Origin of the sequence: Anaerococcus sp. AH8042_DFU013_CI05, assembly GCF_047936775.1 — a bacterium.
Classification (GTDB): domain Bacteria; phylum Bacillota; class Clostridia; order Tissierellales; family Peptoniphilaceae; genus Anaerococcus.
The window spans coordinates 245,273-271,775 of the sequence record NZ_CP175954.1; the positions used below are offsets into that span (position 1 = coordinate 245,273).

A 26,503-nucleotide genomic window follows, 5' to 3' on the forward strand; every position below is an offset into this window, starting at 1 on the left:
ACTGCTATTTATATAGCAGTTTTTTATTTTTCATTTTGGCAATCTGGGCAAATTCCTGTAAATTCAAAATTATGCCCGTTGATTATAAATCCCGTTTCTTTTTCTATTTTTTCTTCCAAATCATGGACTGGGCAGTTTTCTATTACAAATTTATTATGGCAATTGTTGCAGGTTATGAAATGTTTGTGGTGACTATTATTTATCTGGTAATAGTTTAGTCCATCTAAATTTGTTGTTTTTAGTAGGACCGATTTTTCTTCTAATATATTTAAATTTCTATAAATGGTTGATAAATCCATATCATAATCCACATTTAGCTTATCAAATAGTTCTTCTGCTGATATTGGATTTTCTTCATTTTGCAAGGCTTCTAGAATTATTTTTCTATTTTTGGTTACTTTTAAATCTTTTTCTCTTAATAGGTCATTTATGGTCATTATTAACCTCCAATATTATTATACAATTATTTGACATATTAAAAAATTATTATATAATCTTAAATGCAAATGATTTGCATTAAGAAACGGAGGAGTTTATGAAATACAAAAAAATGGCATTAGTGCTTGCCCTAGGAGTGGGTTTAAGTGCTTGCAATAATCAAAAACCAGCAGAAAATAATGTTAATACAGAAGTTAGCCAAGAAGCTAATAATGATAAAGTTGATGAAAAGAAGGTAGAAAAGACCAATCAAAATATGGAAAGTACAAGTGTTTATACTTCTTTTTATCCAATCTATAATTTGACTAAACAAATAGCAGGAGATAAATTTGAAGTAAAATCTTTTACTAACCTAAAAACAGAAAGCCATGGTTGGGAGCCATCAGCAAAAGATATAGCTGATCTAACAGATAGCCAGCTTATGTTTATAAATGGTGCTGGCATGGAAGAGTGGGAAGAATCATTAGAAGGCTCTTCAGATATCGAGTTAGTAAATACTAGTGAGAATGTAGAATTAATCAAAGGTAGCCATGATCATGTCCATGAACATGAAGACCATGACCACGCTCATGAAGAAGAAAATCACGATCACGAAGACCATGATCACGCTCATGAAGAAGAAAGTCACGATCACGAAGACCATGACCACGCTCATGAAGAAGAAAATCATGATCATGAAGACCAAGACCATGCACATGAACACGAACATTCACACAGCCACGGAGAATTTGACCCACACACATGGTTAAGCCCAAAAAATGGTCTTGCCCAAGCAAAAGTCATAGCTGATAAACTTTCCGAAATAGATCCAGCTAATAAAGACTATTATATGGAAAATTACAAAAAAATTGAAGATGAGCTTAATGCTATGATTGATGAATATACAGAAAAATTTGAAAAACTAGAAAACAAAAACTTTTTAGTTAGCCACCAAGCCTTTGGCTACCTAGCACGTGATTTTGGACTAAATCAAATAGCCCTAACAAGTTTAACTTCAACAGAAGATGCAGATGCAAAAACTTTAAAAGAAGCTGTTGATGAAGCTAAAAACCTAGGCATAAATACAATTTTCTATGAAATGGGTGGATCAAGCAAATCAGCAGACACTATAGCAAACGAGCTAGGTGCAAACACAGTTCCACTAAATACTTTAGAATTTGCCACAGACGAAGAATTAAATAATGACACAACATACCAAGATTTGATAAAATATAACTTAGAAGAACTTTACAAATCTATGGCGAAATAAAATGAGTGTTATTGAAATAAAAAATCTAAATTTTGGATACAATGAAAAATTAATATTAAATGATATAAATCTTAGGGTAGAATCTGGAGACTTTTTGGCTATTTCTGGTCAAAATGGTAGTGGTAAGACTACCCTAATCAAAATCCTAACCGGTGAGTTAAAAAAGCAAAGTGGTCAGATAAATATCCTAGGTCAGCCAATCGAAAAAATTGATGATTTTAGAAGACTTGGATATGTACCACAACTTAGTGAATCAAAGGATATTACCTTTCCTCTGACTTGCTTTGAATATGTAATTTTAAATCTTTATAGGGAATTTAATATTTTTAAAAGGCCCACTAAGGAAGCTATAAGAAAAACAAATGATATTTTTAAAAGACTAAATATAGAAAATCTTAAAGATAGACCCTTTAACAAATTATCAGGTGGCCAGCAGCAAAGAGTGATGATTGCAAGGGCTATGGTATCTAGCCCAGAAATTTTAATCTTAGATGAGCCAACAGTTGGCATTGATCAAAAAAGTAAGGAAGAATTTTTGGACATTTTAGGTCATTTAAATAAAAAACATGGCATAACCATACTTATCATTAGCCATGAGATGGATTTGATAGATGATTTTGTAAATAAAACCATGATCTTAAAGGAAGGTAGGCTAGTAAATGCTTGAATTTAGCTTTATGAGAAGGGCCTTTGCCATTGGAATCATGCTTGCAATTATAATCCCTATGATTGGGATAATAATGATAAACCGAAAGACCTCAATGATTGGTGACGCCCTAAGCCATAGTTCTTTGGCAGGTATTGGCCTGGGTCTTATTTTTGGCATAAATCCTATGTGGACATCAATTATAATTTGCATTATCGCTAGTTTTGCTATTGAAATTTTAAGGAAAAAATTTCCAAAATATGGAGATATGGCTACAGCGATTGTAATGAGTACAGGTATTGCCATAGCATCTATACTTTCAGATTTTACACCTGGTGGAACTAGCTTTGAATCCTTTATGTTTGGGTCAATAACAACTGTTAGCAGTGAAGATTTAATTATAGTATCTTTGATATTTTTAATTGTAATTATAAGTTCGATTTATTTTTACTACGGACTTTTATATACATCCATAAACCCAGTTTTGGCTAGGCTTGCAGGGGTAAATACTCGTCTGATTAATAATTTATTTACCTTTATAACAGCAATCACTGTTGCAATTTCAGCTAAAACTGTAGGTGCTTTAATGATTACATCCCTAATGACCATACCAGTAGCTTCCGCTATGGTTTTTACAAAATCATATCATTCAACCTTTAAAATCTCCATAGTTTTTTCTAGTATATTCATGACTTTGGGAATCATAGCTAGCTACTACCTGGGGGTCAAACCAGGTGGGGCCATTGTTTTGATAGCAGTAGGATTTTTTATTTTAACTTCTTTAATATCATATATAAAAAGAAAGCAAATAGCAGGTTAGAGCCTGCTATTTTTGTGTGTTATAATTTATATAATGGAGGAATTTAGATGAAAATAATTATTTCACCTGCAAAAAGTTTTAAGAAAAATGAAGGGATTAAGACCGAAGATTTAATCTTCCCTCAAAAAACCAAAATTTTGGTAGATAAATTTAAAAACTATTCTATGAATGAGATGGGAAATCTCAATAGAACTAACGATAAATTAACAGAAAAAGCATACTATGATTACCAAGAATTTGACTTTGAAAAATTAAATAACCCTGCAATTTTTGCCTATGATGGCCTTGTTTTTAAGCAATTTGATTGGGATGACTTTGATGATTTGGATTACTTAAATAATCATGTCTATATCATTTCTGCCCTATATGGTTTGCTAAAACCCTTAACAGGTATGGCTGATTATAGGCTTTATTTTGATAATTCTGATATGGATTTGTATAAGTTTTGGGGCAAAGACCTTTATGATGAATTATTTAAAAATGATGATTCAATAATAGATTTAGCAAGCAAGGAATATACAAAAACCATTAGGCCATTTTTAAAAAAGAATGATAAATTTATATCTTTAGCATTTAAAGATGATAAGGGCGGGAAACTGCGTTCATATACAGCATGGATGAAACAGGCTAGAGGTCAGATGCTAAAGACAATCATCCAAGAAAAAATCGAGAATCCAGAAGAGATAAAAAAACTAGTAGTAAATGATTATAAATATGATCCATTTAACTCCACTGAAAATGAATATGTATTCATTAGGAGTCATTCATGAGATTGTTGCATTTATCAGACCTACATCTGGGAAAATATATTGGAAATTATTCACTAATCGAAGACCAGAAATACGCCCTTGATCAGATTTTAAATATAATTGATGATTATAATGTTGAAGTTATAATGATTGCAGGAGATATTTTTGATACGACAATCGCAAGTGTAGATGCTTTAAAACTTTATTCTGATTTTATAGATGAGATAATATTTAAGAGAAACAAAACAGTTCTAGCAGTTAGTGGAAACCATGATTCTGCAAAAAGATTAGATGTAAATACAAGTTTTTTTACCGAACGCAATTATTATCTTTTTGGTGAGTATAAGGATGAAATAATTACTTTAGAAGATGAATATGGGAAAATAAACTTTCATCTAGTCCCATATATTTCCCTAAACCAAGGCAAAATTTTATTTGATGAAGACATAGAAAACTTTACCGACCTTTATAAGGCTGTGCTTAAGGAGAAAATCTATGAAGACCGCAATGTTCTTATTACTCATTGCTATGCAAATAATATTGGCATTGAAGAGGATGAAGCATACACCGAAGGACAAAAACCACTTATAATTGGTGGTTCAGATGCCATGGATGGACACTTATTTTTAGACTTTGACTATGTGGCTCTTGGTCACTTGCACGGCAAACATTATGTAATTGACCCTAAAATTAGGTATGCAGGTACCTTTATGAAATATTCTTTTGATGAGACAAAGGCTATAAAAAGTGTAACTATTGTTGATATAACTGATGAAGTGACTACCTTTGATCTTCCAATAAATCCTTTGCGAGATTTTAGGATTATCGAGGGTAAATTTGATGAGATAATTAAGATGAATCCAAGCGATGATTACTTAAAATTTATCCTTGAAGATGAGCATACTATTGATAATGCAATGAGTAAGCTTAAAGAAATCTTCCCACATGCAGTCCAAGTCTCCTACAAAAACAAGGGTATTTTTAATACCACAAGTGATTTAAATCTTGATTTGGAAAATAAAGATACTTTGGCTTTGTTTAAAGAATTTTATAAGTACAAAATGGATGAAGAATTAAGTGCTGAGGAGCTAGAAATCATAGGAAGGGTTATAGGATGAAGCCGATAAAACTTGAATTTAGAGGATTTATAACCTACAAGGAAAAAATAGAAATAGACTTTACCAAGCTTTATGATAAGAAAATATTTATAATATCAGGTGACACAGGCTCAGGGAAAACCACAATATTTGATGCAATAAGCTTCGCACTTTATGGACAAACTTCAAGAAATATCCCCATGGATAAGTTAAGATCAGATTTTTTAAGTTCAGAAGATCTTTATACCTATGTAAAACTAACTTTTGAGGCTGATAGAAAAATTTATGAGATTGAAAGAATCCCCAGCCAAAGAGCAAAAAAATCAAAAATTGATCAAAATATTAGCCATGCAGCTAGCCTATATGATATTACAAATGAGAAAATCTTGCTTGCAGAAAAAATAGGTGATGTAGAAAGTGAAATCAGATCAATAATTGGCTTGGATAAAGACCAATTTACAAAAGTGATGCTTTTAGCCCAAGGAGAATTTCAACAATTTTTACATGCCAGCTCCAAGGAACGCACAGAGCTTTTAGGAAAGATATTTAAAACTGACCAATACAAAAAAATACAAGAAGTCATCAAGGAGAAGTCTCAAGAAAGTAAAAAGGATCTAAACTTTATAGATGAAAATCTAAAAAATGAAATCGAAAAAGATGATGAGATAAATGCTGTAATTGACCCAAATGAACGTATTTCTCATGATTTTACAATGATAAAATCAAAAATTAATGAAATCATTAAGAATTATGAAGGAAAATTAGCGGATGAAAGTAATAATTTAGAAAAAGAAAACAAAAAATACGCATCTTTAGTCGAACAAAGACAAAAAGATAAAAGCTTTAATGAAAATATTTTGAAATTTAAGAATATTAGTGCTAAACTTCATGAAAAGTCAAAGGATGAAGCTCATTTTAATGACCTTAAAGAAAAACTAAAAAAATCAGAATATGCAAAAAATATAAGTCTTATCGATGAAAATTTAGATAAAAATAAAGTAAATCTTTTAGAAAATAAAGTTAATCTAGAAAAAGCAAATAATTTATCCAAAGACTTGGAAGAAAAAATCGACCAATCAAATGAAAATTACCTTAAGCTTGATGAAAAAAATCAACATTTGGATGAGCTTAAGATTTCTAAAATAAAAACTACTGATAGCCTAAATAGTTTAAAAGAATTTAAAGAAAAAGAGCTACTATATCAGCAAATTGAAAAAGATTTGGAAAAGATATCTTCTCTTTCTTTAGAAAATGAAGAATTAAAGGAAGTTTTAGAGCAAAAACGTAAGGACTTATACGATCAAAATTATGATTTAGATGAAAAAAGAAATAAATCACTAGCCCTAGAAAAAAATCTTACGGACTTAATGAATTCTGAAAAAGAAATAAATAATGAATTAGAAATCTATAACAAAAACCAAGAACTCCTAGAAAAAATTGCAGAAAATAAAAATCTTTTACAAATAAAAGAAAGCAAGAAAGAAGTACTAGAAAAAGATATAGAAATTTTTGAGCAAAATAGAAAAATTATTCAAATTAACGATTTGATTGATCAGCTTAATAGTACAGGGATTTGCCCAGTTTGCGGGGAAAATCATGAAAAACATTTTGAAAAAATAGAGGTTAATGATATTGATATTGAGGCTGTAAATGCTAATTTATCAGAGATAAATCAAACAATTACAAAACTTAAAACTCAAAATCAAATTTTCAATGAATCTATAAAAGAAAGTAAAGGCATTGATCAGATACAATTAGAAAAATCTAATATAAGTCAGCAAATAACAAATATCAATGAAGAAAAAGAAAGCCTTTCAAAATCGATTGGAAAAATAAGACAGAATGCAGATGAAAAAAAATTAGAACTTGTAAAAATAAGCGAAAAATCTCAAAAAATTTCTAATATCTTATCCGAGCTTAAAGAAAAAACAAAAGACTCAGAAAATCTAAAATCCTATTATCAGGCTAATAAGGAAAAAATGCAGTCACTAGATTTTGAAAGCTTGTCAACTAGATTAGAGGACCTAAACACTAATATAGAAAGTTTGGATAGGGAGATTAAAGAAACTAACGAGATCCACAATAATCTATTAAATAAGCAAACCAAAAATAAAGCTGATATTGCAAACTTTAATCAAAATATAGATACTTTAGAAAAGAGTATAGACGAGCTTAAAAAGCAATTAGATGAGAAAATCAAGGCAAAATTTGATTCTTTCATTGACTATAAATATTATCTAGATATTTATAAAGAAATTTCACAAAAAAGTCAAGAAATCGAGGAATATTTTACCTTACTTGCTGAACTAAAAATTAATTATAAAAACTTAAAAGAATTTGAGGATAAGAATTTAGTAGATCTGGATCGAATTGATAAAGAAATTGCTCAAACAAACACTTCTATTAAAGAATTAAGCAATACTATCTCAAATCTTAAATTCAAAAATTTATCTATTACTGGCATTTTTGAAAATATAGACAGTTTAGCAAAAAAATACGAGTCTATCTCAAAAGAAAGTGTGATTTTTGATAAGTTATCAGAAATAGCAAATGGGAATAATGGTAAGGTTGCTGGTAGGCAGAAAGTTGATTTTCAAACTTTTGTACTAACTTATTACTTTGACAGAGTCCTAAATTATGCCAATCAAAGACTTTTACAAATGTCAAATGGTCAGTTTACCATGATACGTACATCTTATGCTAAAAGTTTAAAAACCCAATCAGGTCTAGATATAGAAATTTTAGATGCAAATACCGGGAAAACTCGTCCAGCATCTACTTTATCTGGGGGAGAATCATTTTTAGCTTCACTATCATTAGCCCTAGGACTTTCAGATGAAATAAGCGCAGAAAATGGTGGCATTACCATTGATACTTTATTTATAGATGAGGGATTTGGAACTTTATCTGATGATTATCTAGCAAAAGTTATAGAACAAATTGAAAAACTTTCATATGATAACAAATTTGTAGGTCTTATCAGCCACGTAAGTGAATTAAAAGATGCCATAGATGGCAAAATCCTTGTAACTTATCGAGAAGATAAAGGAAGTAGCTTAGAGGTAATAGCATGATAAATACAATTATTTCAAAGTCACCTCATGCCAATAGCAGGTATATTTACAAAAAAATAGAAGAAAATTTAGATAATAAAGAAAAGGCATTTTTAATAGTTCCAGAGCAATATACATTACAGTCTGATATTAATCTTATGGATAATATTTCCTATAAAACAGTTATGGATGCCAAGGTATTGTCCTTTTCATCCCTATCTAGATTTATAATCGATAGAACTGGAGGACTTGCAGATAATATTCTAAGTAAGTCTGGGAAAATTATTTTGCTTAGCAACATTCTAAGGGATATCAACGATAATCTTACTCTTTTTATGGGAAAGTATAACAATATTGACTTTATAAATGACATAGAATCTATCATTACAAATATAAAAGACAATAACTTTGACCAAGCCTTTTATGAAAACATCAAGGAAAATTCTGATGATGAGATATTAAAATTAAAATTTAAAGAAATAAAGCTAATATATGAGGCCTACCAAAAGGAAATAAAGGATAAGTTCCTAGATTCAGAGGATAGGCTAAACCAAGTTATCACAAGGCTGCCTAGCTGTGATTTTTTAAGGGATGCAAATTTTTATTTTGATAAGTTTGATTATGTTTCTGATATAAAAATGGATTTTATAGCAGAGCTTGTAAGACTTGGAGCAAAGGTAAATGTAACCCTAACTCTAGATAAGACTTTTATAAATAATTCTATGGGCAAGGACATAGAAATATATGATATGGCCAACAAATTTTATTATAGGTTAAAGGATATCGCTACAATAAATGAAATAAATATAGACACCCAAATAAATCCCCACGATGATATCAACCACCTGTGTGTAAATTTTGAAAGATATAATCCTCTAACCTATAAGGCTAATCCTTCAAATATCCACTTACTAGAATCTATATCTACAAAAACTGAAGTAGAAAACATAGCCTTAACTATAAATAAATTAGTCCATGAAAATAACTTACGTTATAAGGATATAGCAATCTATATTACCGATGCTGACCAATACGAAAACGAGGTTAAAAAAGTATTTAATAGATATGATTTGCCAGTTTTCCTTGATAAGACTAACAAATTATCCGATAACCATATTGTAAAAAGCTGGCTGGCAGCCCTTAGGCTTATAATCTATGATTTTAATGCTCATGATCTATCCTACTTTTTAAGGTCCAATATTTTTGACTTTGGAAAAGCGGGGACTGATAAGATAATAATATTCCAAAACTATATCAATACCCGAAAAATAAAAGGATCTATGTTCTTAGAAGATAAATATTTTAACCTAGATATAGATTTTTATAAAAATCTTTACAAGGATGACCCTTTTAAAGATGAAAAATTACTTGCTAAAATAAATGAAGAAAAGATTGTAAAAGAGATCAGAAAACAAATATTAGACCTCCTAGATGGTTTATTAGCAATTAAAAATAAAGAGAATACTAGTACATCTGAAATTATAAATGCTATTTATACTATGATAAGCAATCCTGGCTTTATAAGGGGAATCAATAATTATCAAAATATCCTCCTAGAAGAAGGAGACTTAGATGATTATGACGAAAACGGCCAGGTTTGGGATAAGTTTATTTCTATACTAGAAGAACTTATGAATCTAATGGCAGATAGAAAATCAACTTTAAAAGCAACTTACGATATTATTCTGGCGACTGCATCAGATATAGATATAGGCATCATCCCACCAACTAAAGATCACATAACAGTAACCAACTTTAAAAAACCAAGAGTTTCCCAAAGGCCAGTTAACTTTGCCCTAGGACTTAACGATACATTTTTCCCTTCAAAATCTAGTGGAGACTTTTTAATAGCAAAAGAAGATAAGGATAAGCTAGCAGACTTTGATCTAGATTTAAAAATCTATGAAGAAGATATGGAAGAACGAGAAAAGCTCAATTTTTACAAACTGATAAGTGTGTCAGATAAAATTTATTTATCCTTTGCTTTAAGCGATAAGGATGGGGGAGCTATTAATAAGTCTATAGTTTTAAATGATATTTTAAAAATATTCCCAGCAATGAAAACTACAGATTTAACCAGCTTGCCCCTAGATGAAATAATTTATTCAAAAGAGCTATCGCAAAAGTATGCCATGGACATCCTATGGAAGATTCGTAAAGAGGAAGAAGTAGGTAAAAATGATTTATCATTTACTAAATCTTACTTATCCTACCTAAAAGACCATGGAGATTTTGAGACTATGATGGATGGTTTATACTACTCAAATATTAAAAATAATTTGGATAAAATCAACGCCAAGAATCTATACCCTAAAAATCATTTTAATGTTACAGAAATAGAAACCTATTCTAGATGTCCTTACAGATATTTTGTAAATTTTGGTATCAAACCTTACTATGAAGAAAATTATGATGTAGATGCCAGAGAATTAGGATCCATAGTTCATAACTCCTTAGAAGATGTGTCAAGGTTAATTAAAGATAGTGATATAGAAAATATTACAAATGAAGAGCTTGACCAGTTAATTATAGAAAATTTTTCAGAAAGTATAGATAATTACCTAGATACGGCCCGTAGAAGTGACCCACGCAATGAATTTATACTAAATAACTTAATCAAAAATACCAAAAATAACTCCAAAGAAGTCATCAACCAACTTAAAAAAGGTGAATTTAAGGTGGCAGATGTGGAGGTAAACTTTGGTTATGACAAAGAAAATGGATTGCCAGGAGTATATGTAGACGAGGAAAATTACCTCAGAGGTAGGATTGATAGGATAGATACAGCAGAAAATTATCTAAGGATTATAGACTATAAAACTGGTAAAAAAGTATTTAAAATAGTAAATATCCTAAATGGCCTAGACCTCCAGATTTTAGTTTATATGATGAGTGCAAAAGCTGGAGGAAATGAGATTACTCCAATAGGGTCATTTTATATGCCATTATCAGATGAACTAGAAAAAATGGAAGGCACATACGAAAAGTCTAATATCGAAAAAATTTATGAAGATAAATTTAAGATGAATGGGCTAATAGTAAAAGTTAATGAGGAAGTCTTTAAGCTTATAGATAAGGAAAATTACGATAGCAAAAATATTGGGGTTATCGATACAAAAAATACTGATATTTTATCAACTGAAGAAGAACAAATAGTAAATGACTTTGCCAAAGACCTTATCAGTAAATATATCAAAGAAATTAAGATGGGTAATATAAGCCTTCATCCTATCAGATATTCTGATACACAAAATGAGTGCCAGTACTGTGATTTTAAAGGCATATGTAAGTTTGATGAGAGTATCGATAGTGACAAATATAGGGAATTTGATAAAAAGAAAACTATAACTGACCTTTATAAAGATAGGGAGGATCTAGATGAGTGATATAGTTTATACACCTGGCCAGGAGAAAGCGATAAAAGAGCGAGATAAAAATATAATAATTTCTGCTGCAGCTGGATCTGGTAAAACTAGGGTCTTAGTTGATAGGGTAATAAGCCTTATGCTAGATGAAAAAGTTCCTATAGATAAGATGATTATAGTTACCTTTACCAACAAGGCTTCCATTGAGATGAAAGATAGAATTAGAGAAGCCTTAGAAAATCAAATAGAAAATAATATTTCTAATAAATTTTTAAAAGACCAACTAAAATTATTAAAACACGCCCACATCCAAACCCTCCACTCCTTTGCATCAGATATGCTTAGAGAATATTTTTACTATTTTGATGACCTTAGTCCAAACTTTAGCATCATTAGTGAAAATTCCAATGTGATTTTAAAAGAAGAGGCTATAGATGAAGTTTTTGATGAAGAATATGCTAAAAAAAGTGCTGACTTTCATAACTTCATCCACAATTTTGCCACCAGCCGCAATGATAGGGCAGCAAAATCAATTATTTTAAAAACTTACGATAAGCTAACATCTCAAATAGACCCTATAGCTTGGTTAGATAGTAAAACCGCAAGTCCTTTTGATTTTAATATTTTTAAAGAAATAGTAAGGGAAAAGATAGACCTAATCCTAGAAGATATTAGCAAAAATAAATCCATAGCTGGGGAAAATAATTTGCGTGTCGAATATGAAGATATGCTTAGTGATGACTATAACCTAGTAAATATCCTAAACCAGCTTATATTTACAGATTGGGACCTATTTATAGAAAAGATCAACAAGGCAAAATTTTCTACCATGGTAAGGGCTCGTAAAGATGAAAAAGATATCCAAGCTATTATAAAAAATAATAGAGACCTTTATAAAAAAGAATTAAAAAATATTAGCTCCCTAGTTTTAAATACAAATTCCCACATCATAAGTGAATTTGGCAAAAAAGAAGTAGAAGTCCTAAAAGAAATCAATTATCTGACTAAAAGATTTATAAAAAAATACAAGGCCAAAAAGAAAGATAAGTCCTACCTAGATTTTAACGATATCGAGGCAGAATTTATAAAATTAATAGATAATGAAGAGGCTAATCAAGTTTTAAGAGAAAGGTTTGTCTATATATTCTTTGATGAGTACCAGGATAGTAACGAAATCCAAAACTATATCATAGAAAAATTAAAAAGGTCTAACAATTTATTTTTTGTAGGAGATGTCAAACAATCTATCTACGGATTTAGACGTGCAGAGCCACAACTTTTCCTAGACAAACTCGAATCATACAATAGTGATGAAAATAAAGATTCTATTAGGATAAACCTTAATGAAAACTTTAGGACAGATAGGGATATCATAGATTTTGTAAACTATATTTTTGATAGGTTAATGACTAAGGAAGCTTCTGGCATAGATTATAAAAATGGTGGCCACAGGCTAAATCCTACCAAAGAATTTGATAAAAAAAATCCAAAATCAGAAGTTCACGTCCTAGAAGATAAATTATCTGAAGAAAATCATTTGGTAAAGCTAATAGAAAATCTAATAGAAGAAGGCTACGAGTATAAGGATATAGCAATACTTTTAAGAAGTGGTGCGAAATCTTACCTGTACGAAAATGCCTTTAAAAAAGCAGGTATTCCATTTTTTAATGATATAAGTAAGGTTTCTTTTGGAGCAGTAGAAGTTACATTTTTTATAAATATGTTAAAGCTCATTGCAAATCCAAAAGATGATATCACACTCTTATCAGTTATCCGCAGTGATATATATAAGTTTAGCGAAGATGACATAGCAGCTATTAGATTAAATTCAAAATATAATAAATTTTATGAGGCCTTTGAAAACTATGATAAAGATGATAATATTTTAGTAAAAATAAATGACTTTAAAACTGCATTTAACGACTTTTCTTACCAATTATCCCTTATGGACTTATATGAATTTGGAAACTATATTTTTGAAAATTCTAAGTTTTATGAATTTTTAATGGCTCGTGATAGGGCAAGTGATAGGATAGCCAATGTCGAAGCCTTTATAGATCTTATGAGCGATTTTGAAGCTAATAATGATAATGGCTTGTATGGATTTTTAGACTATGTAGAAAATTTATCCTTATACCAAACAGATAATATGAATCCAGCTCGTGAATTATCAGAAAATGAAAATCTAGTTAGGATTATGACCATCCATAAATCTAAAGGATTAGAGTTTCCAGTAGTTATTCTAGCTGATGCCAACAAGAGATTTAATAACAAACACCTAAGAGAAAGTGTAGTCTTTGATGATGATCTTGGAATAGGTATAAATGTGGCTGACTATGAAAATAAAATAAGGCTAACATCTCTTAAAAAAGATTTGATTACGGAAAAAATGACCTTGGAAAATAAAAGAGAAGAGATGAGAATTCTCTATGTTGCCCTAACCCGTGCTATAAATAAACTTATAGTAGTGGGCAATAGAAATCTAAATACAGTAAATAAATTAAATGGTAGAGATGATTATCTAAATATGTCCACATATTTAGATTGGATTATAGCTAGCCTTTCAAATGATATAATAAGTCGAGATTTACTAGAAAATGAATACACTACAGATGACTTATCAAATATAGCTGAAATTTTAACCTTTACAGAGGAAAGTGATTATGAAGTAAGTAAGGGAGAGGATATATCAGATATTTTAGCAGCTAATGTTAAGGATAAACTTTATTATAAATTTGTAGATTTATTTACAAAAAGATATGAATATGAGGCTGATACCAAAGACTCTATCAAAAAATCTGTAACAGAGATTAGTAAAAACTTTAATCCAGAAGAAGATGGCTATGAACTACCATCCTACAGTAAATTTGAAGAAACAGGAGAATTTAGAAAACCAAACTTTATTTCTGAAGTAAAAGAGTACAAGCCAACTGATAGGGGAACTATCATCCACAAAATTTTCCAAGGGTTATCTTATCAAAGATATGATAATAGGAGCTTAGATCGAGCGCTTAAAAGATTAGTTTTAGAAAATAAAATAAAACAAGATGAACTAAAGGTCATAGAAGAAGAAAAAATTATAGAGTATTTTAAAAACCCTATAATAAAAAATCTCTATCAAAGTGCAGCAAATATCAGAAAAGAAGAAACTTTCTTGATGAAATATGAGGACTATTATGTAAATGGGCAGATAGATATCATGTTTGAATTTGAAGACGAGATAATCTTACTAGACTTTAAAACTGATAAAATCAAAAGAGAAGGCCTCTATGATGACCAGCTAAAAATATACAAATTAGCCATTGAAGAAAGTTTAAAAAAACCAGTGAAAAAATCATATATTTATTGGTACAATTTTTCTGAGCTAGAAGAAGTAAATACTAATTTTTAAAATTCATTTGAAATCCATTTTAAATCGATATACAATTTCTTTAGACATCGATGTACTAACAAATATTGGAGAATATAAATTGAATTTTTATTTAAAATGTAAATTAGAAAATATCCCTGACTCAGAATTTATATATATGAGAAGAGTAGGTGAATATGGACCAGAAAATAAAATATTAATGGAAAGATTTAAAAGTTGGTTAAGGAATAATATTGGATTTGATAAAGACACAACTATACTTTCTATAGCTTTAGATAACCCAGAACTAGTTAGTCCAAGTGAGTGCAGATATGATGTAGGAGTGATTTTTAAAGATGATTTTATAGAAAACGACATAAAAGAAGAAATTTGTTCTAGAAAAATTAGAGGTGGCAAGTATCTAGTATTTTTAATTTCACATACCCAAGAGAGTATACAAAGTATCTGGATAAATTATCATAAAGTATTGATACAGAAAGGATACTCTCAGGATTATAAAAGGCCTATTATAGAAAGGTATAAAAAAAGTTTAGTCGATAATCACTTATGCGAGCTTTGTGTACCAATAATATAGTTGAATATGGATTTTAAGTCTCATAAGCTATTGTTTCAGCTTATGAGACTTTTATTGTTCACTTAAGTGAGTTGAACGAACGAATGTGAGTGAAACAATAAACCACCTGCTATGCAGGTGGAGGAATTTAGCTTTAGCTTCAAGCCAAAAAATTCTCGCTTGATATATAATTGTGATAACCACATGCACAATTAAAACAAGGAGAATTTAATGGACAAGAATAGTTTATCACACACCAAATGGAGATGTAAATATCATGTAGTGTTCGCACCAAAATACAGAAGGCAAGCAATATATGGAAAACTAAAAAAAGATATAGGTCAAATACTTAGAGAATTATGTCAACGTAAAGGAATAAATATAATAGAAGCTGAGCTTTGTGTAGATCATGTTCATATGTTGATAGAAGTACCACCAAAATATAGTATATCAGAAATAATGGGATATCTAAAAGGGAAAAGTTCATTAATAATATTTGATCGTCATGCCAATTTGAAATATAAATATGGAAACAGACATTTCTGGTGTAGAGGTTACTATGTTGATACAGTAGGACGAAATGAAAAGATGATAAAAGAATATATACAAAATCAATTAAAAGAAGATTATTATTCAGACCAAATCAGCTTAAAGGAATATTATGACCCGTTTACGGGTGAGTCAGTACCAAAGAGCAAATAAATAACTGCTTAAGCAGTAGCTGGGATAGTGTTGCATGTGGAGAATACTCGGAGCCCCAGTAGGGGCGTGCCGGTATTCGCGCCTTATAGGCGCTGTGGAAACTACCAGCTAAGCTGGTAGTTCTGATTTTTCAATAAAAACCGCCGTTTATATGGATAATATCACCTGTAATATAGGATGCTTCATCCGATATTAAATATCTTACAAGACCAGCAATTTCTTCAGGTTTTGCAAATCTATTTACAGCAACTTCTTTTTTTAGTTCTTCAAGTTCTGATTTAGAAAAATCATTTCTCATCAAATCCGTATCAACAATACCCGGGGCTATTGCATTTACTCTGATGCCAGAAGGGGCAAGTTCTTTTGCCATAGCCTTTGTAAAAGTATTTATCCCACCCTTGCTGGTAGAATAAAGGGCCTCCATGCTAGCTCCAAAATCTCCCCAAATTGAGCTCATATTTATTATGACTCCATACTGATTTGAAATCATATTTGGAATGGCACGCTTACTATTTAAAAAAACTGAATTAAGATTTGTATTTATAACATTTTTCCAAGTATCAAAGTCAATGTCTTGGATAATGGAAAAATGAGAGATACCAGCGTTATTTATCAATATATCAACATGTCCAAAATTTTTTTCAGCAATAGCAAACATATTTTCAACTTCATTTTCATCAGAAACATCAGCCTTGATGGCGATAACATTTGGATTTGTCTCTCTTAGTTCATCCAAAAGCTCCATGGCTTTATCTTTACTTTTGTTGTAATTAATTATTATTTTGTATTCATTATTTAGTCTTCTAGCAATGGCAGCACCTATGCCCCTAGAAGAACCGGTTATTAAAACTGTTTTCATAATAAAATTATAACATAATCGGGTATATAATTATCAAAAGGAGTGAATATTATGGATTATTTTACATTAAATGACGGCACAAAAGTACCTGCAATAGGATTTGGTACTTATAAAATTATTGAAGAAAAAGATATGGACCTTGCTATAGAAACTGCTCTAAAGGCTGGTTACACATATTTTGATACAGCAAAATTTTATGAAAATGAACATATTTTAGGAAAATATTTAAAATCCTATGGTAAAAATCGCGAAGATTATCAAATAGCTACAAAGGTATGGCCAAATGCCTATTCAGCTGATAAAACAAAAGAATCTATCGAAGGATCTTTAAAGGATTTAGGTGTAGATTACTTAGATGTAGCACTTTTACACTGGTATGGAGATAATTTCAAAGAAGCTTGGAAAGTTTTTAACGATTATAAGGACCAAGGAATTATAAAAAGTATTGGTGTTTGCAACTTTTCTATTAATCAAATGTCAGAACTGTTAAAAGAAGGAACATTACCAGTTATTGACCAATTAGAAAGTCACTTGCACTTACAAGATAAAGACACACATGAGTTTTTAAAAGAAAACAAAATCCTCCATCAAGCTTGGGGACCACTTGCTCAAGGAAAATCAAATCTTCTTAAAGAAGATGTCCTAGAAGATATAGGAAAAAAATATGGTAAGACTCCTGCGCAAATCGCCTTAAAATGGAATATCGAAAGAGGAGTTATGATCTTAGTTAAGTCTTCCCATGAAAAAAGAATTTATGAAAATATCGATTTATTTGATTTTAATTTTACAAAAGATGATATGAATTCTCTAGCAAGCCTAGATAAAAAGGAAAGATACTCAGCTAATCCAGAAGATAAGGAATGGTTAGAAAAAGCTTCTAATATGTAAATTTATTATCTACAATTAGAAAGCATTAATATTTAAAGTACTAATTAAATAAACTTTCAAAAAAATACATTTTTATAATAAAATATTTAACAAGTAAATTTAATTGCCCTATAATTATCTTAACAATAATTATTTATTTAATAAAAATTACGAAAAAAAGAGTAGGCTTATCTATAAGCACAGAGAGTTGGAGTTTGGTGAGATCCATCCTTAGAAATGAGTTCGAAAATCATTTTTCTTTTGCATATCTGAAGACAGTAAGATATGTCGCCATGGTTGGCGTTATCAAAACCCGGCATTGCTAGATGCTTGAGTTGCTTATTTTTCAATAAGAATAAAGGTGGTAACGCGGAAATTTTCGTCCTTTGTCTATTTTAGACAAGGGACTTTTTTAATGGATAAATATTGTGAAAAATTTTTGGGAGGAAATAATGAAAAAATTATCAAGAAGTCAGTTTTTACAAGTTAGCATAATGCTATTTGGTTTATTTTTTGGAGTTGGAAACTTAATTTTTCCACCGCTACTAGGTAACCAAGCAGGTTCTGCTACATATATTTCACTACTAGCTTTTAGCGTTACCGCAGTTTTATTTCCAGTCTTAGGATCCATAGTAGTAGGAAAAACAAATGGTTTAACAAATCTTGCAAATAGGGTTGGACCAGTGTTTTCAGTTGTATTTACAACTGCAATATACTTATCCATAGGTCCAGGACTTGGGATACCAAGAGCTGGATCAGTTCCTTTTGAAATGGCGATAGCTCCTTATATACCTCAAACATTTAATCTATCTTTAGCTAGATTTATATATACTTTAGTATTTTTTATAATAGCACTTTTTATATGTTTAAAGCCAAATAAACTTGTAAAAGAGTAGGAAAATACCTTACACCAACTCTATTAGTACTTATAGCAATAATGTTTATAAGAGTTGTAACTATGGATAGGAGTGTTGGTTTTCCTACTGGAGACTATGCAACAGGTCCAGTGACAAAAGGATTTTTGGCAGGTTATGATACAATGGATGCAGTTGCTGCTCTAAATTTTGGATTTGTAATAGCCCAAGCTATTAGAAGATTTGGTGTTACAGATGAAAAGGAAGTTACAAAATATGGGGTTAAGGCAGGATTACTTGCTGGATCAGTTCTGTTTGTAGTATATGCAATACTTGCAACTATAGGTATGATAGGATCTAATAGATTTGCAGGTCTAGAAAATGGGGCACAAGTCCTTACTGAATCAGTTAAATTTGCCTTAGGAGACTTTGGACTATTACTACTTGCATCTATTTTTACCCTAGCATGTCTTACAACTTGTGTTGGGCTTATAACAAGTGGTGGAGAATACTTTGAAAGCTTATTTAACCACAAATTGTCATATAAAAGTTGGGTATTATATGGACACTATTCTCATTTATAATGGCAAACTTTGGTCTAAATAAATTATTAGAATTTTCAGTACCTCTTTTACAAATAATATATCCAGTAGCTTTAGTACTTATAGTTATGGGGATAAGCCATGATCTTATCAATTATTCAAAACTTGCTTATGTGTCAGCTGCTGTTGTTTCAGTAGTCCTACCATTTGTAGAGGTGTTAAGTAAAACATTTAATATTAATCTTGGAGTTCTTACAAGTACTTTTGAGTCTTTACCATTGTATGAAGAAGGGTTATCTTGGTTACTGCCAACTCTTGTAGTATTAGTAGTTACTAGCCTAGTTTCAAAATTGTTTGAGCATTCTGGAGAAACTCAACTAGCAAGATAAGTAAAAAAATAAATTAAAAAAGAATAAGTAAATACTAGAAATAAAAAAATACGAGTAATAATTACTCGTATTTTTATTTATATTTTGAAATATTATTTTCTTTTTGTAGCAAATAGGCCAGCTGCTGCAACTGACAATGTTGCATAAACGCCAGTTAGAGTAGCTACACCTGTTTTTGGATTGTCAGATTTTTTAGCTTCTTTTTTGTCAGCTTTATTTTCTTTTTTAGCTAGCTTAGCTGCTTTTGGAGCTTTTTCACCTTTTACTTGTTTAGCAGGTTTTTTATCATCTGTTTTGTTATCATCTTTATTTTCAGCAAGGAATTCTACATTTGAAAGTCTTGTGTTAAGTACTTCTACAGCTGCATCTACTTCTTCTTCAGATGTGAAAGTTGCGTTTAATACTTCTTCAGCTCTTTCGATTGCTAAATTATAAAGTTCTACATTTTCTTCTTTATTTACTGGTTTATTATTTTTAGCTTCTTTTACTAATGCTTCTAGTTTTGATTTTGAAAGATCTTTATTCACACCTGGGTTATTAATAAAGTCATCTGTTTTGTTAATTGTATAGAAGTCTACGATTTCGCCATATGGGTTCATAGTTTTAATATTAAATATATTTTTGGAGAATGTTAGAGATGAGAATAATTGGCTTCTATCATCTAAACTTCTATTTACAAACCATTGGTCTTCTCCAATTGGGTTGTAGAATTTTGATCCTGCTGATGTAGACATTGTTAAGAAAAGTGTTCCACGTGGGTTTGTTACTTCTTTTTGGTTATAATCTAGTTTTATACCATCAACTACAACTTTATTGTCTTTATAAACTCTATTGTTGTAAGTTTTTGTGAATCCATCTTTGATGCCAGCATTTTCATTTTTTGGATCTGTACCATAAGCATCTTCAAAGCTTAAGACTTGTTCACCTGCTATCATTTGGCCAGTTCTTGTATAAATGTGGTCATGGCCGTTTAATACAAGGTCGATACCATTTTCATTAAATATTCTTACTAATTCATGTCTTCTTTCAAGAATATCTGTATCAGATGTGTGAGTTGCAGTTGAGTATGGAGCGTGGTGGAATGATACTACTTTCCATGAGAAATTTTTACCACGTTCTTTAGTAGCTTTTGCTATTGCATCTTTGATAAATGCTTCATGTTCTTTAGAGTCATTTACATTTGAGTTGATGTTTAAGAAAAGTGTATCACCATAAGAATAGTAGTAATCTCCTGGGATGTAGTAAGCTGTACCATCTTCATTAATTTTTGAGATAGAGCCTAATTTTGATTCGTTAGGTAGGTAAAAATGATCAGAGAAAACTGTATTTCTTTGGCTACCGTTTGAAGCGTCTACGTAAGTTTCGTGGTTACCAACTACAGTTGAAAATACGCTGTCTTTGAATAAATCATTATCTAAGAAGTAATCATATTCACCTTCGTAGTTTACAATTTCTACGTTATCTCCCATTGAAAGATAGAAGTGTGGGTCAAGTTCACGAGATTTTTTTAATGATTTTGCAAAGTCTACTTTATCTTGATCAACTTTTGCTTGTGTATTTTTGTATAGACCTTTAGAATCCCAAACGCTGTCTCCAGATCCCATTTGTGGGTCTCCAAAGTATCCAACTTTAAATTCGTTATTTTCACCTAGTGCTTTTGTTTTTACAGTGTAGTTATCAGATTTATATGATCCTGATTTTACATAGTAAGTGTAAGATTTTCCTGGAGTAATGTTTACGATAGCTGTGTATGTGCTGTAATCATTTACATCGCCAGTTTTTCTAGCTCTAACAGGTTCATATTCTTTTCCATCAAAAACTAGTCTTGAATCTGTAACATCACCCTTAGCAAACCAAGTAATTGCTAATTCATTTTCGTTTTTACCATTGTTTACTACGATATTTTTGATTGGAGTAGTTATTGCTTTTAGATTGTGGTTAGCATATTCTCCATCTTTTTTACCGTATTCGCCATTAGTTTCTTCTAACTTTTTAGCAACATTCTCATCAATATTTGTTACATTTTTGTCTTCACCAAAAGTTTCTCTTTCAGTTTCAGTAGCTCTGTTAAATTTGTTTGTTCCGTCAGATTCTCTTACATTTGCTTCGTTTTTTGGAAATGTAACTTCATCATCTGTAAAGTTGAAATGACTATCTGATGAATATGTAGTAGACTCTAAATCTGCTTCTTCTGTTAGAAGGTCATTTAGACTTTCATCACTTTGTTCAGTAGTGCTTTCGTATTCTACTACTGCTGTATCTTCTGCTGCATATGTATTTTGTACAGGGAAGATTGCGCTACTTGCACTGGCAATAGCTAGGGCTAAGACTAATTTGTTATATTTTTTCATATGAACCTCCATAAAATTTTTCAAGGCTATTATATATAATGATTGTTAGATTATTTACATAATATTGTAAATTTTATGTAAAATTTTTGTATTATAATTTTAATTAATATAAATTATCATTATCAATTAAACTCTGGTAAAATAGAGTACAGTAATAATATTATGTAAAATTTATAAGGAGGACTTATGCAGAAAAAAACTTATAGTAATAAGCATTTAATCAAGAAATTCTTACCTTACTATAATCCATATAAAAAAATACTTTTTGCTGACCTGTTTGCATCAGCACTAACCACTGTTTCTCAATTGGTATTACCAATACTTCTATCAAATCTTACAGATTGGGCGCAATTAGGTTTACTGGATGCAAGCCGCGTTGTAAAAGTAGGAATTGTATACACAGTTACAAAATTAATTGAAGTAGCTGCTAGATATTTTATGCAATCTCTTGGTCATATCATGGGTGCAAAAATTGAACGTGACATGAGGGCAGATGTATTTAATCACTTATTAACTATGGACACGGAATTTTTTAACGATGCTCGTATCGGAGCTTTAATGAGTAGGATTACGACAGATTTATTTGATATTACAGAGTTTTCCCACCATGTTCCTGAAGAATTCTTAGTAGGAGCAATAAAATTAATCTTATCATTTGTAGTTTTACTTACTATAAATTGGAAACTATCTTTAATAATATATATTATCATTCCAATCATGTTTGTAGTTTCTAGCAAAAAAAGAAAGCAATTTAGACAAGCCACTATGGAAGTAAAAAGACAAATTGGGGATATCAACTCTGGAGTTGAAGATACACTCCTAGGTATTTCTGTTGTAAAATCTTTTGCAAATGAAGATATAGAAAAGTCTAAATTCCAAACAAATAATGACAAGTTCGTAGATATCAAAAAAGATAGATATTTTGGTATGGCAGGTTTTTTCATGATAAATGAGGCCTTTGCTGGACTTATGTATGCAATTTTGATTTTTGTAGGTGGATTTTTCGTAATTAACGGACAAATTAGTCCTGGTGATTTGATTGCATTTACCATGTATTTAAATATGCTTGTTACAACCATTGAAAGACTTATTAACTTTACTGATGTTTTCCAAGCAGGTACTACTGGTATAGAAAGATTTACAGAAGTAATGGAGATGGATAATTTCATATTTGATGATGAAAGCGCAAGGGAACTTACTAATGTAAAAGGCGAAATCAACTTTGATCACGTATATTTCAAATATCCAGAAACAAGTGAAGATGAGCCTTATGTTCTGGATGATATTAACTTTAATGTAGATGTTGGAGAAAATATTGCTCTCGTTGGACCATCAGGTGCTGGTAAAACTACAATATCAAAACTAATTCCTAGATTTTATGATATTTCAAAAGGATCTATTAAAATTGATGGGCTTGATATAAGAGATCTTACTTTGGATTCACTGCGTGATAATATAGGTATTGTCCAACAAGATGTTTATTTATTTAGTGGAACAGTAAAAGAAAATATCCGCTATGGTAAGGATGATGCTACAGATGAAGATATTGAAAGAGCAGCCGCCCTAGCTGGAGCAACTGAATTTATAAAAGACTTGCCAATGGGAATGGATACTCATATCGGTGAACGTGGTGTAAAATTATCAGGTGGACAAAAACAAAGAATTTCCATAGCCAGAGTATTTTTAAAAAACCCACCAATTCTTATCTTGGATGAGGCAACAAGTGCACTAGATAACAAGAGTGAGGCAATTGTCCAAAAATCTCTTGAAACTTTATCAAAGGGAAGAACAACAATTACTATTGCTCACAGACTATCTACTATAATAAATGCAGATGAGATTTTAGTTTTAACCTATGATGGTATAGTTGAACGTGGAAATCACAAAGAACTTTTAGATAAAAAAGGAATTTACTACAATCTATATAATAGTAACAACGAAGAATTATTTGGATAAAAAGAGTGGTTTATTAACCATTCTTTTTTTATTTTAAAGAAAATGAAAACTCTGATATAATCGTAGGGAATGGAGAAAAATTATGAAGTTTTTAGGTAAAATTTTACATGGCCTTGCGACAGGCTTAGGGACATTTTTTAATGTGCTGATAAATATCATGAACGTTATAGTGGTCACATTTGAGGGGATCAGGCAATTATTATTTATGATATTTATCTTTGGATGTTCAACTATATTTATCTTTCCAATAATTCCTTTAATGTTACCAAAAGAAGTAATGTATTTTATTTTTGCGGTGATTTTTATACCGATTTTGGGACCGAAATTTATTTCTTTTTTAAGATACATAAATTACACCCTTACCGAATGGATGTATGATAGGGCTGATTCTATGATAACTGGTCAAAAAGTTGGCTACGAGAGTATTTCGGATTATTCAAATAAATATATCTATGAACAAGAGCAAATGCGCCGCCGACAAAGGGAGCAAGAAGCCCGCCGTCAGCAAGAAGAAATGAATCGTCGCTTTGAAGAATTTGCTAGAAATTTTGGTGGCTATCAAAATTCAAGAACTTATGGTAATTATAATCAAGGATACAATCAAGGCGGATATTCTGGACAGTCAGGTGTAAATAATATTGGTTTTAAGGAAAAATATGAGGAAGCTTGCAAGATACTTGGACTTGGTGTAGATACAGATATTTATCAAGTTAAGCTAAATTATAGAAAGCTTGCCAAAAAATACCACCCAGATATCAATAAAGATCCTGGTGCAACAGAAATGTTTACAAAAGTAAATGAAGCCTACGAGTTTTTAACAGAGGAAAATATTAAAAAATACAAGCAAAATTATTTATAATATATGTGATAAAAAAGGATAGAAAATGACTAAGGAAAAAATTACTTCCCTACAAGAAGCCGTAATACTATCTGAGGTTGCTGCTTCTGCAGGGGCCTTAATGCTTGCAAATGGTGCAGAAATTTATAGGGTAGAGGACACAGTTGAAAGAATAATAAGATCGAAAGAATCCATAAAAGATGTGGATGTATTTTCTTCATACAATACAATAATAATTTCATTTTCCTACAAGGGGGAGATCCACACAAATATGCGTAGGGTCAGAAATAGAGGCAACAACTTGTACTATGTAGATAGGGTAAATACTTTTTCTAGAAATTTTACCGCTGGTAAATTTACTTTATACGAAGCCTTAGAAGAAATTGCTAAAATTAAAAAGGAAGAAAGCACACCGGTTTATAGAAAAGTATTTGGAGCAACGATAGCAGCTGGATCTTACTCAATCCTTCTTGGTGGAAATATGATAGAGATTATATCATCATTTGCGATTGGATATCTAGCTTTTAGATTTTCCCTATATTTAGAAAGACAAAAAATAAACTTTTTTGTGGTAAATTTTCTATATGGCTTATTTCTTTCCCTATCATCACTGATTGTAAATGAATTTACACCAGTAAGTATCAATATCCTTATCATTAGTGGTATGATGGCATTTGTTCCAGGTGTTATGCTTACAAATGCAGTAAGGGATTTAATGAGTGGGGATGCTCTAAGTGGGATAACGGGAACGGCTATGGCGATATTAATATCAATTGCCCTTGCAGTAGGGGTAGCTGTACCTATTTCTTTATGGAGGTTATTCTAAATGTCATATTTAATACAATTTATAGCAGCGATTATGTCGACAGTAGGCTTTGCCCTAGTATTTTCTGTTCCATTAAAAACTCTTTTAGTATCAGCAGTCAATGGGGGCATGGGATGGATAGTTTTTAAATATGTTATGGATACGACAGGTAGCAAATACATAGCAGTATTTTTATCAGCTCTAAGCATCACTTTTGTTTCAGAAATGCTAGCTAAAAAACTCAGATATCCAGCATCAGTTTTTATTATCCCAGGTATTATCAACCTAGTTCCAGGTGAAGGGATATACAAAACCATGAACTATTTTGTAAATAACCAGTCGGATTTAGCCATAGCTAGTTTTTATAGCACAATTGTAGTAGCAGGATCCATATCTTTTGGTGTCCTATTAGCCAGTTCGTTTTCAACATCACTTAAGAGTTTTAGAACTAGAAGTGTTAACCGTACCAATTATTTAAGGGGAAAAAAATGATTAGAGAAATATACTTAGCGGGTGGATGTTTTTGGGGAGTAGAGGCATATTTTAAAGAAATTGATGGAGTAGTAGATACAGAGGTAGGCTATGCAAATGGTAAAGCTGAGCAAACTACTTACCAAGAAGTGAAAAACACTGACCATGCAGAAACAGTAGAAATAAAATATGATGATGAAAAAATAAGTCTTGAAAAACTTTTAGAATATTTATATTACATTATCGATCCATTTAGCATTGACAAGCAAGGCAATGATACAGGTCGCCAATACAGAACAGGAATTTATTCCAAAAACGAAGAAGACTTAGAAAAAGCAAAAGCATTCATAAGTAAAAAACAAGAAACAGAGAATGATGAAATAAAAGTTGAAGTTGAAAAATTAAATAATTTTGTGATAGCAGAAGATTACCACCAAGATTACCTAGAAAAAAATCCAACTGGTTACTGTCACATAAACTTAAATGATAAGCCTAGTTTATAAACTAGGCTTTATTTTAAATTAAATAT

At 30.7% G+C, this 26,503-nt stretch carries 19 protein-coding genes, 1 pseudogene and 1 other annotated feature; of the genes and pseudogenes, 17 read left to right on the top strand and 3 right to left on the bottom strand.

The genetic code is table 11. From position 1 onward, the window contains the following. Window positions 1–23: 23 nt before the first annotated feature. On the bottom strand, window positions 24–437 hold the full coding sequence (locus tag ACKRLN_RS01285) for a Fur family transcriptional regulator (RefSeq protein ID WP_203127513.1): 414 nt from the start codon (window positions 435–437) through the stop codon (window positions 24–26). Window positions 438–535: 98 nt separating this feature from the next. Between ACKRLN_RS01285 and ACKRLN_RS01290 the strand changes: the two genes are divergently transcribed. The 10 genes from ACKRLN_RS01290 (at window position 536) to tnpA (ending at window position 16,042) form a co-directional block, all read left to right on the top strand. Next, a complete protein-coding gene (locus tag ACKRLN_RS01290) occupies window positions 536–1,687 on the top strand; it encodes a metal ABC transporter solute-binding protein, Zn/Mn family (RefSeq protein WP_416335012.1) in 1,152 nt (383 codons plus the stop codon). A gap of 1 nt (window position 1,688) precedes the next feature. Then, window positions 1,689–2,354 carry a metal ABC transporter ATP-binding protein gene (locus ACKRLN_RS01295; RefSeq protein WP_416335013.1) on the top strand — a complete coding sequence of 222 codons (666 nt, stop codon included), beginning with the start codon at window positions 1,689–1,691 and terminating at the stop codon, window positions 2,352–2,354. Then, window positions 2,347–3,153, top strand: coding sequence for a metal ABC transporter permease (locus ACKRLN_RS01300; RefSeq protein WP_416335014.1), 807 nt, complete (start codon window positions 2,347–2,349; stop codon window positions 3,151–3,153). Before ACKRLN_RS01295 ends, ACKRLN_RS01300 begins: the two co-directional genes overlap by 8 nt. A gap of 47 nt (window positions 3,154–3,200) precedes the next feature. Then, window positions 3,201–3,923 carry a peroxide stress protein YaaA gene (yaaA, locus tag ACKRLN_RS01305; protein ID WP_416335015.1) on the top strand — a complete coding sequence of 241 codons (723 nt, stop codon included), beginning with the start codon at window positions 3,201–3,203 and terminating at the stop codon, window positions 3,921–3,923. Beyond that, entirely contained in the window at window positions 3,920–5,020 is a 1,101-nt protein-coding gene (locus tag ACKRLN_RS01310; RefSeq protein WP_203127508.1) for an exonuclease SbcCD subunit D, read from the top strand. The genes yaaA and ACKRLN_RS01310 overlap by 4 nt, the downstream gene beginning before the upstream one ends. Beyond that, a complete protein-coding gene (locus ACKRLN_RS01315; protein WP_416335016.1) occupies window positions 5,017–8,073 on the top strand; it encodes an AAA family ATPase in 3,057 nt (1,018 codons plus the stop codon). Before ACKRLN_RS01310 ends, ACKRLN_RS01315 begins: the two co-directional genes overlap by 4 nt. After that, on the top strand, window positions 8,070–11,438 hold the full coding sequence (locus ACKRLN_RS01320; protein WP_416335017.1) for a PD-(D/E)XK nuclease family protein: 3,369 nt from the start codon (window positions 8,070–8,072) through the stop codon (window positions 11,436–11,438). Before ACKRLN_RS01315 ends, ACKRLN_RS01320 begins: the two co-directional genes overlap by 4 nt. Then, window positions 11,431–14,808, top strand: coding sequence for a UvrD-helicase domain-containing protein (locus ACKRLN_RS01325; protein WP_416335018.1), 3,378 nt, complete (start codon window positions 11,431–11,433; stop codon window positions 14,806–14,808). Before ACKRLN_RS01320 ends, ACKRLN_RS01325 begins: the two co-directional genes overlap by 8 nt. 79 nt (window positions 14,809–14,887) lie before the next feature. Next, window positions 14,888–15,361: a GyrI-like domain-containing protein gene (locus ACKRLN_RS01330; protein WP_416335019.1), complete on the top strand. Its 474-nt coding sequence runs from the start codon at window positions 14,888–14,890 to the stop codon at window positions 15,359–15,361. Window positions 15,362–15,571: 210 nt separating this feature from the next. Further along, window positions 15,572–16,042 (top strand): IS200/IS605 family transposase, encoded by a 471-nt coding sequence (gene tnpA, locus ACKRLN_RS01335; RefSeq protein WP_416334547.1) that lies wholly within the window; start codon window positions 15,572–15,574, stop codon window positions 16,040–16,042. A 130-nt stretch (window positions 16,043–16,172) separates the two neighbouring features. On the opposite strand, the gene ymfI is transcribed toward tnpA, so the two are convergent. After that, window positions 16,173–16,901 (bottom strand): elongation factor P 5-aminopentanone reductase, encoded by a 729-nt coding sequence (gene ymfI, locus ACKRLN_RS01340; protein WP_416335020.1) that lies wholly within the window; start codon window positions 16,899–16,901, stop codon window positions 16,173–16,175. Between the two features lie 51 nt (window positions 16,902–16,952). Here ymfI and ACKRLN_RS01345 point away from each other — a divergent pair, with 51 nt between their 5' ends. Together ACKRLN_RS01345 and brnQ are read left to right on the top strand one after the other, a co-directional pair. Then, on the top strand, window positions 16,953–17,789 hold the full coding sequence (locus ACKRLN_RS01345; RefSeq protein WP_416335021.1) for an aldo/keto reductase: 837 nt from the start codon (window positions 16,953–16,955) through the stop codon (window positions 17,787–17,789). Between the two features lie 140 nt (window positions 17,790–17,929). Continuing rightward, window positions 17,930–18,158, top strand: a binding site (T-box leader). Between the two features lie 62 nt (window positions 18,159–18,220). Continuing rightward, window positions 18,221–19,553 (top strand): annotated as a pseudogene (gene brnQ, locus ACKRLN_RS01350) (branched-chain amino acid transport system II carrier protein). Window positions 19,554–19,645: 92 nt separating this feature from the next. On the opposite strand, the gene ACKRLN_RS01355 reads toward brnQ, so the two are convergent. Then, on the bottom strand, window positions 19,646–21,904 hold the full coding sequence (locus ACKRLN_RS01355) for a metallophosphoesterase family protein (RefSeq protein ID WP_416335022.1): 2,259 nt from the start codon (window positions 21,902–21,904) through the stop codon (window positions 19,646–19,648). Window positions 21,905–22,090: 186 nt separating this feature from the next. Here ACKRLN_RS01355 and ACKRLN_RS01360 point away from each other — a divergent pair, with 186 nt between their 5' ends. The 5 genes from ACKRLN_RS01360 (at window position 22,091) to msrA (ending at window position 26,477) form a co-directional block, all read left to right on the top strand. Beyond that, window positions 22,091–23,860 (top strand): ABC transporter ATP-binding protein, encoded by a 1,770-nt coding sequence (locus tag ACKRLN_RS01360; RefSeq protein WP_296141537.1) that lies wholly within the window; start codon window positions 22,091–22,093, stop codon window positions 23,858–23,860. A gap of 259 nt (window positions 23,861–24,119) precedes the next feature. Next, on the top strand, window positions 24,120–24,719 hold the full coding sequence (locus ACKRLN_RS01365; protein WP_416335023.1) for a J domain-containing protein: 600 nt from the start codon (window positions 24,120–24,122) through the stop codon (window positions 24,717–24,719). 25 nt (window positions 24,720–24,744) lie between these two features. Further along, window positions 24,745–25,524 (top strand): threonine/serine ThrE exporter family protein, encoded by a 780-nt coding sequence (locus tag ACKRLN_RS01370; RefSeq protein ID WP_203127498.1) that lies wholly within the window; start codon window positions 24,745–24,747, stop codon window positions 25,522–25,524. Further along, window positions 25,525–25,995 carry a threonine/serine exporter family protein gene (locus ACKRLN_RS01375; protein WP_296141535.1) on the top strand — a complete coding sequence of 157 codons (471 nt, stop codon included), beginning with the start codon at window positions 25,525–25,527 and terminating at the stop codon, window positions 25,993–25,995. Beyond that, window positions 25,992–26,477 carry a peptide-methionine (S)-S-oxide reductase MsrA gene (gene msrA / locus ACKRLN_RS01380; RefSeq protein ID WP_416335024.1) on the top strand — a complete coding sequence of 162 codons (486 nt, stop codon included), beginning with the start codon at window positions 25,992–25,994 and terminating at the stop codon, window positions 26,475–26,477. The genes ACKRLN_RS01375 and msrA overlap by 4 nt, the downstream gene beginning before the upstream one ends. Window positions 26,478–26,503: the final 26 nt, after the last annotated feature.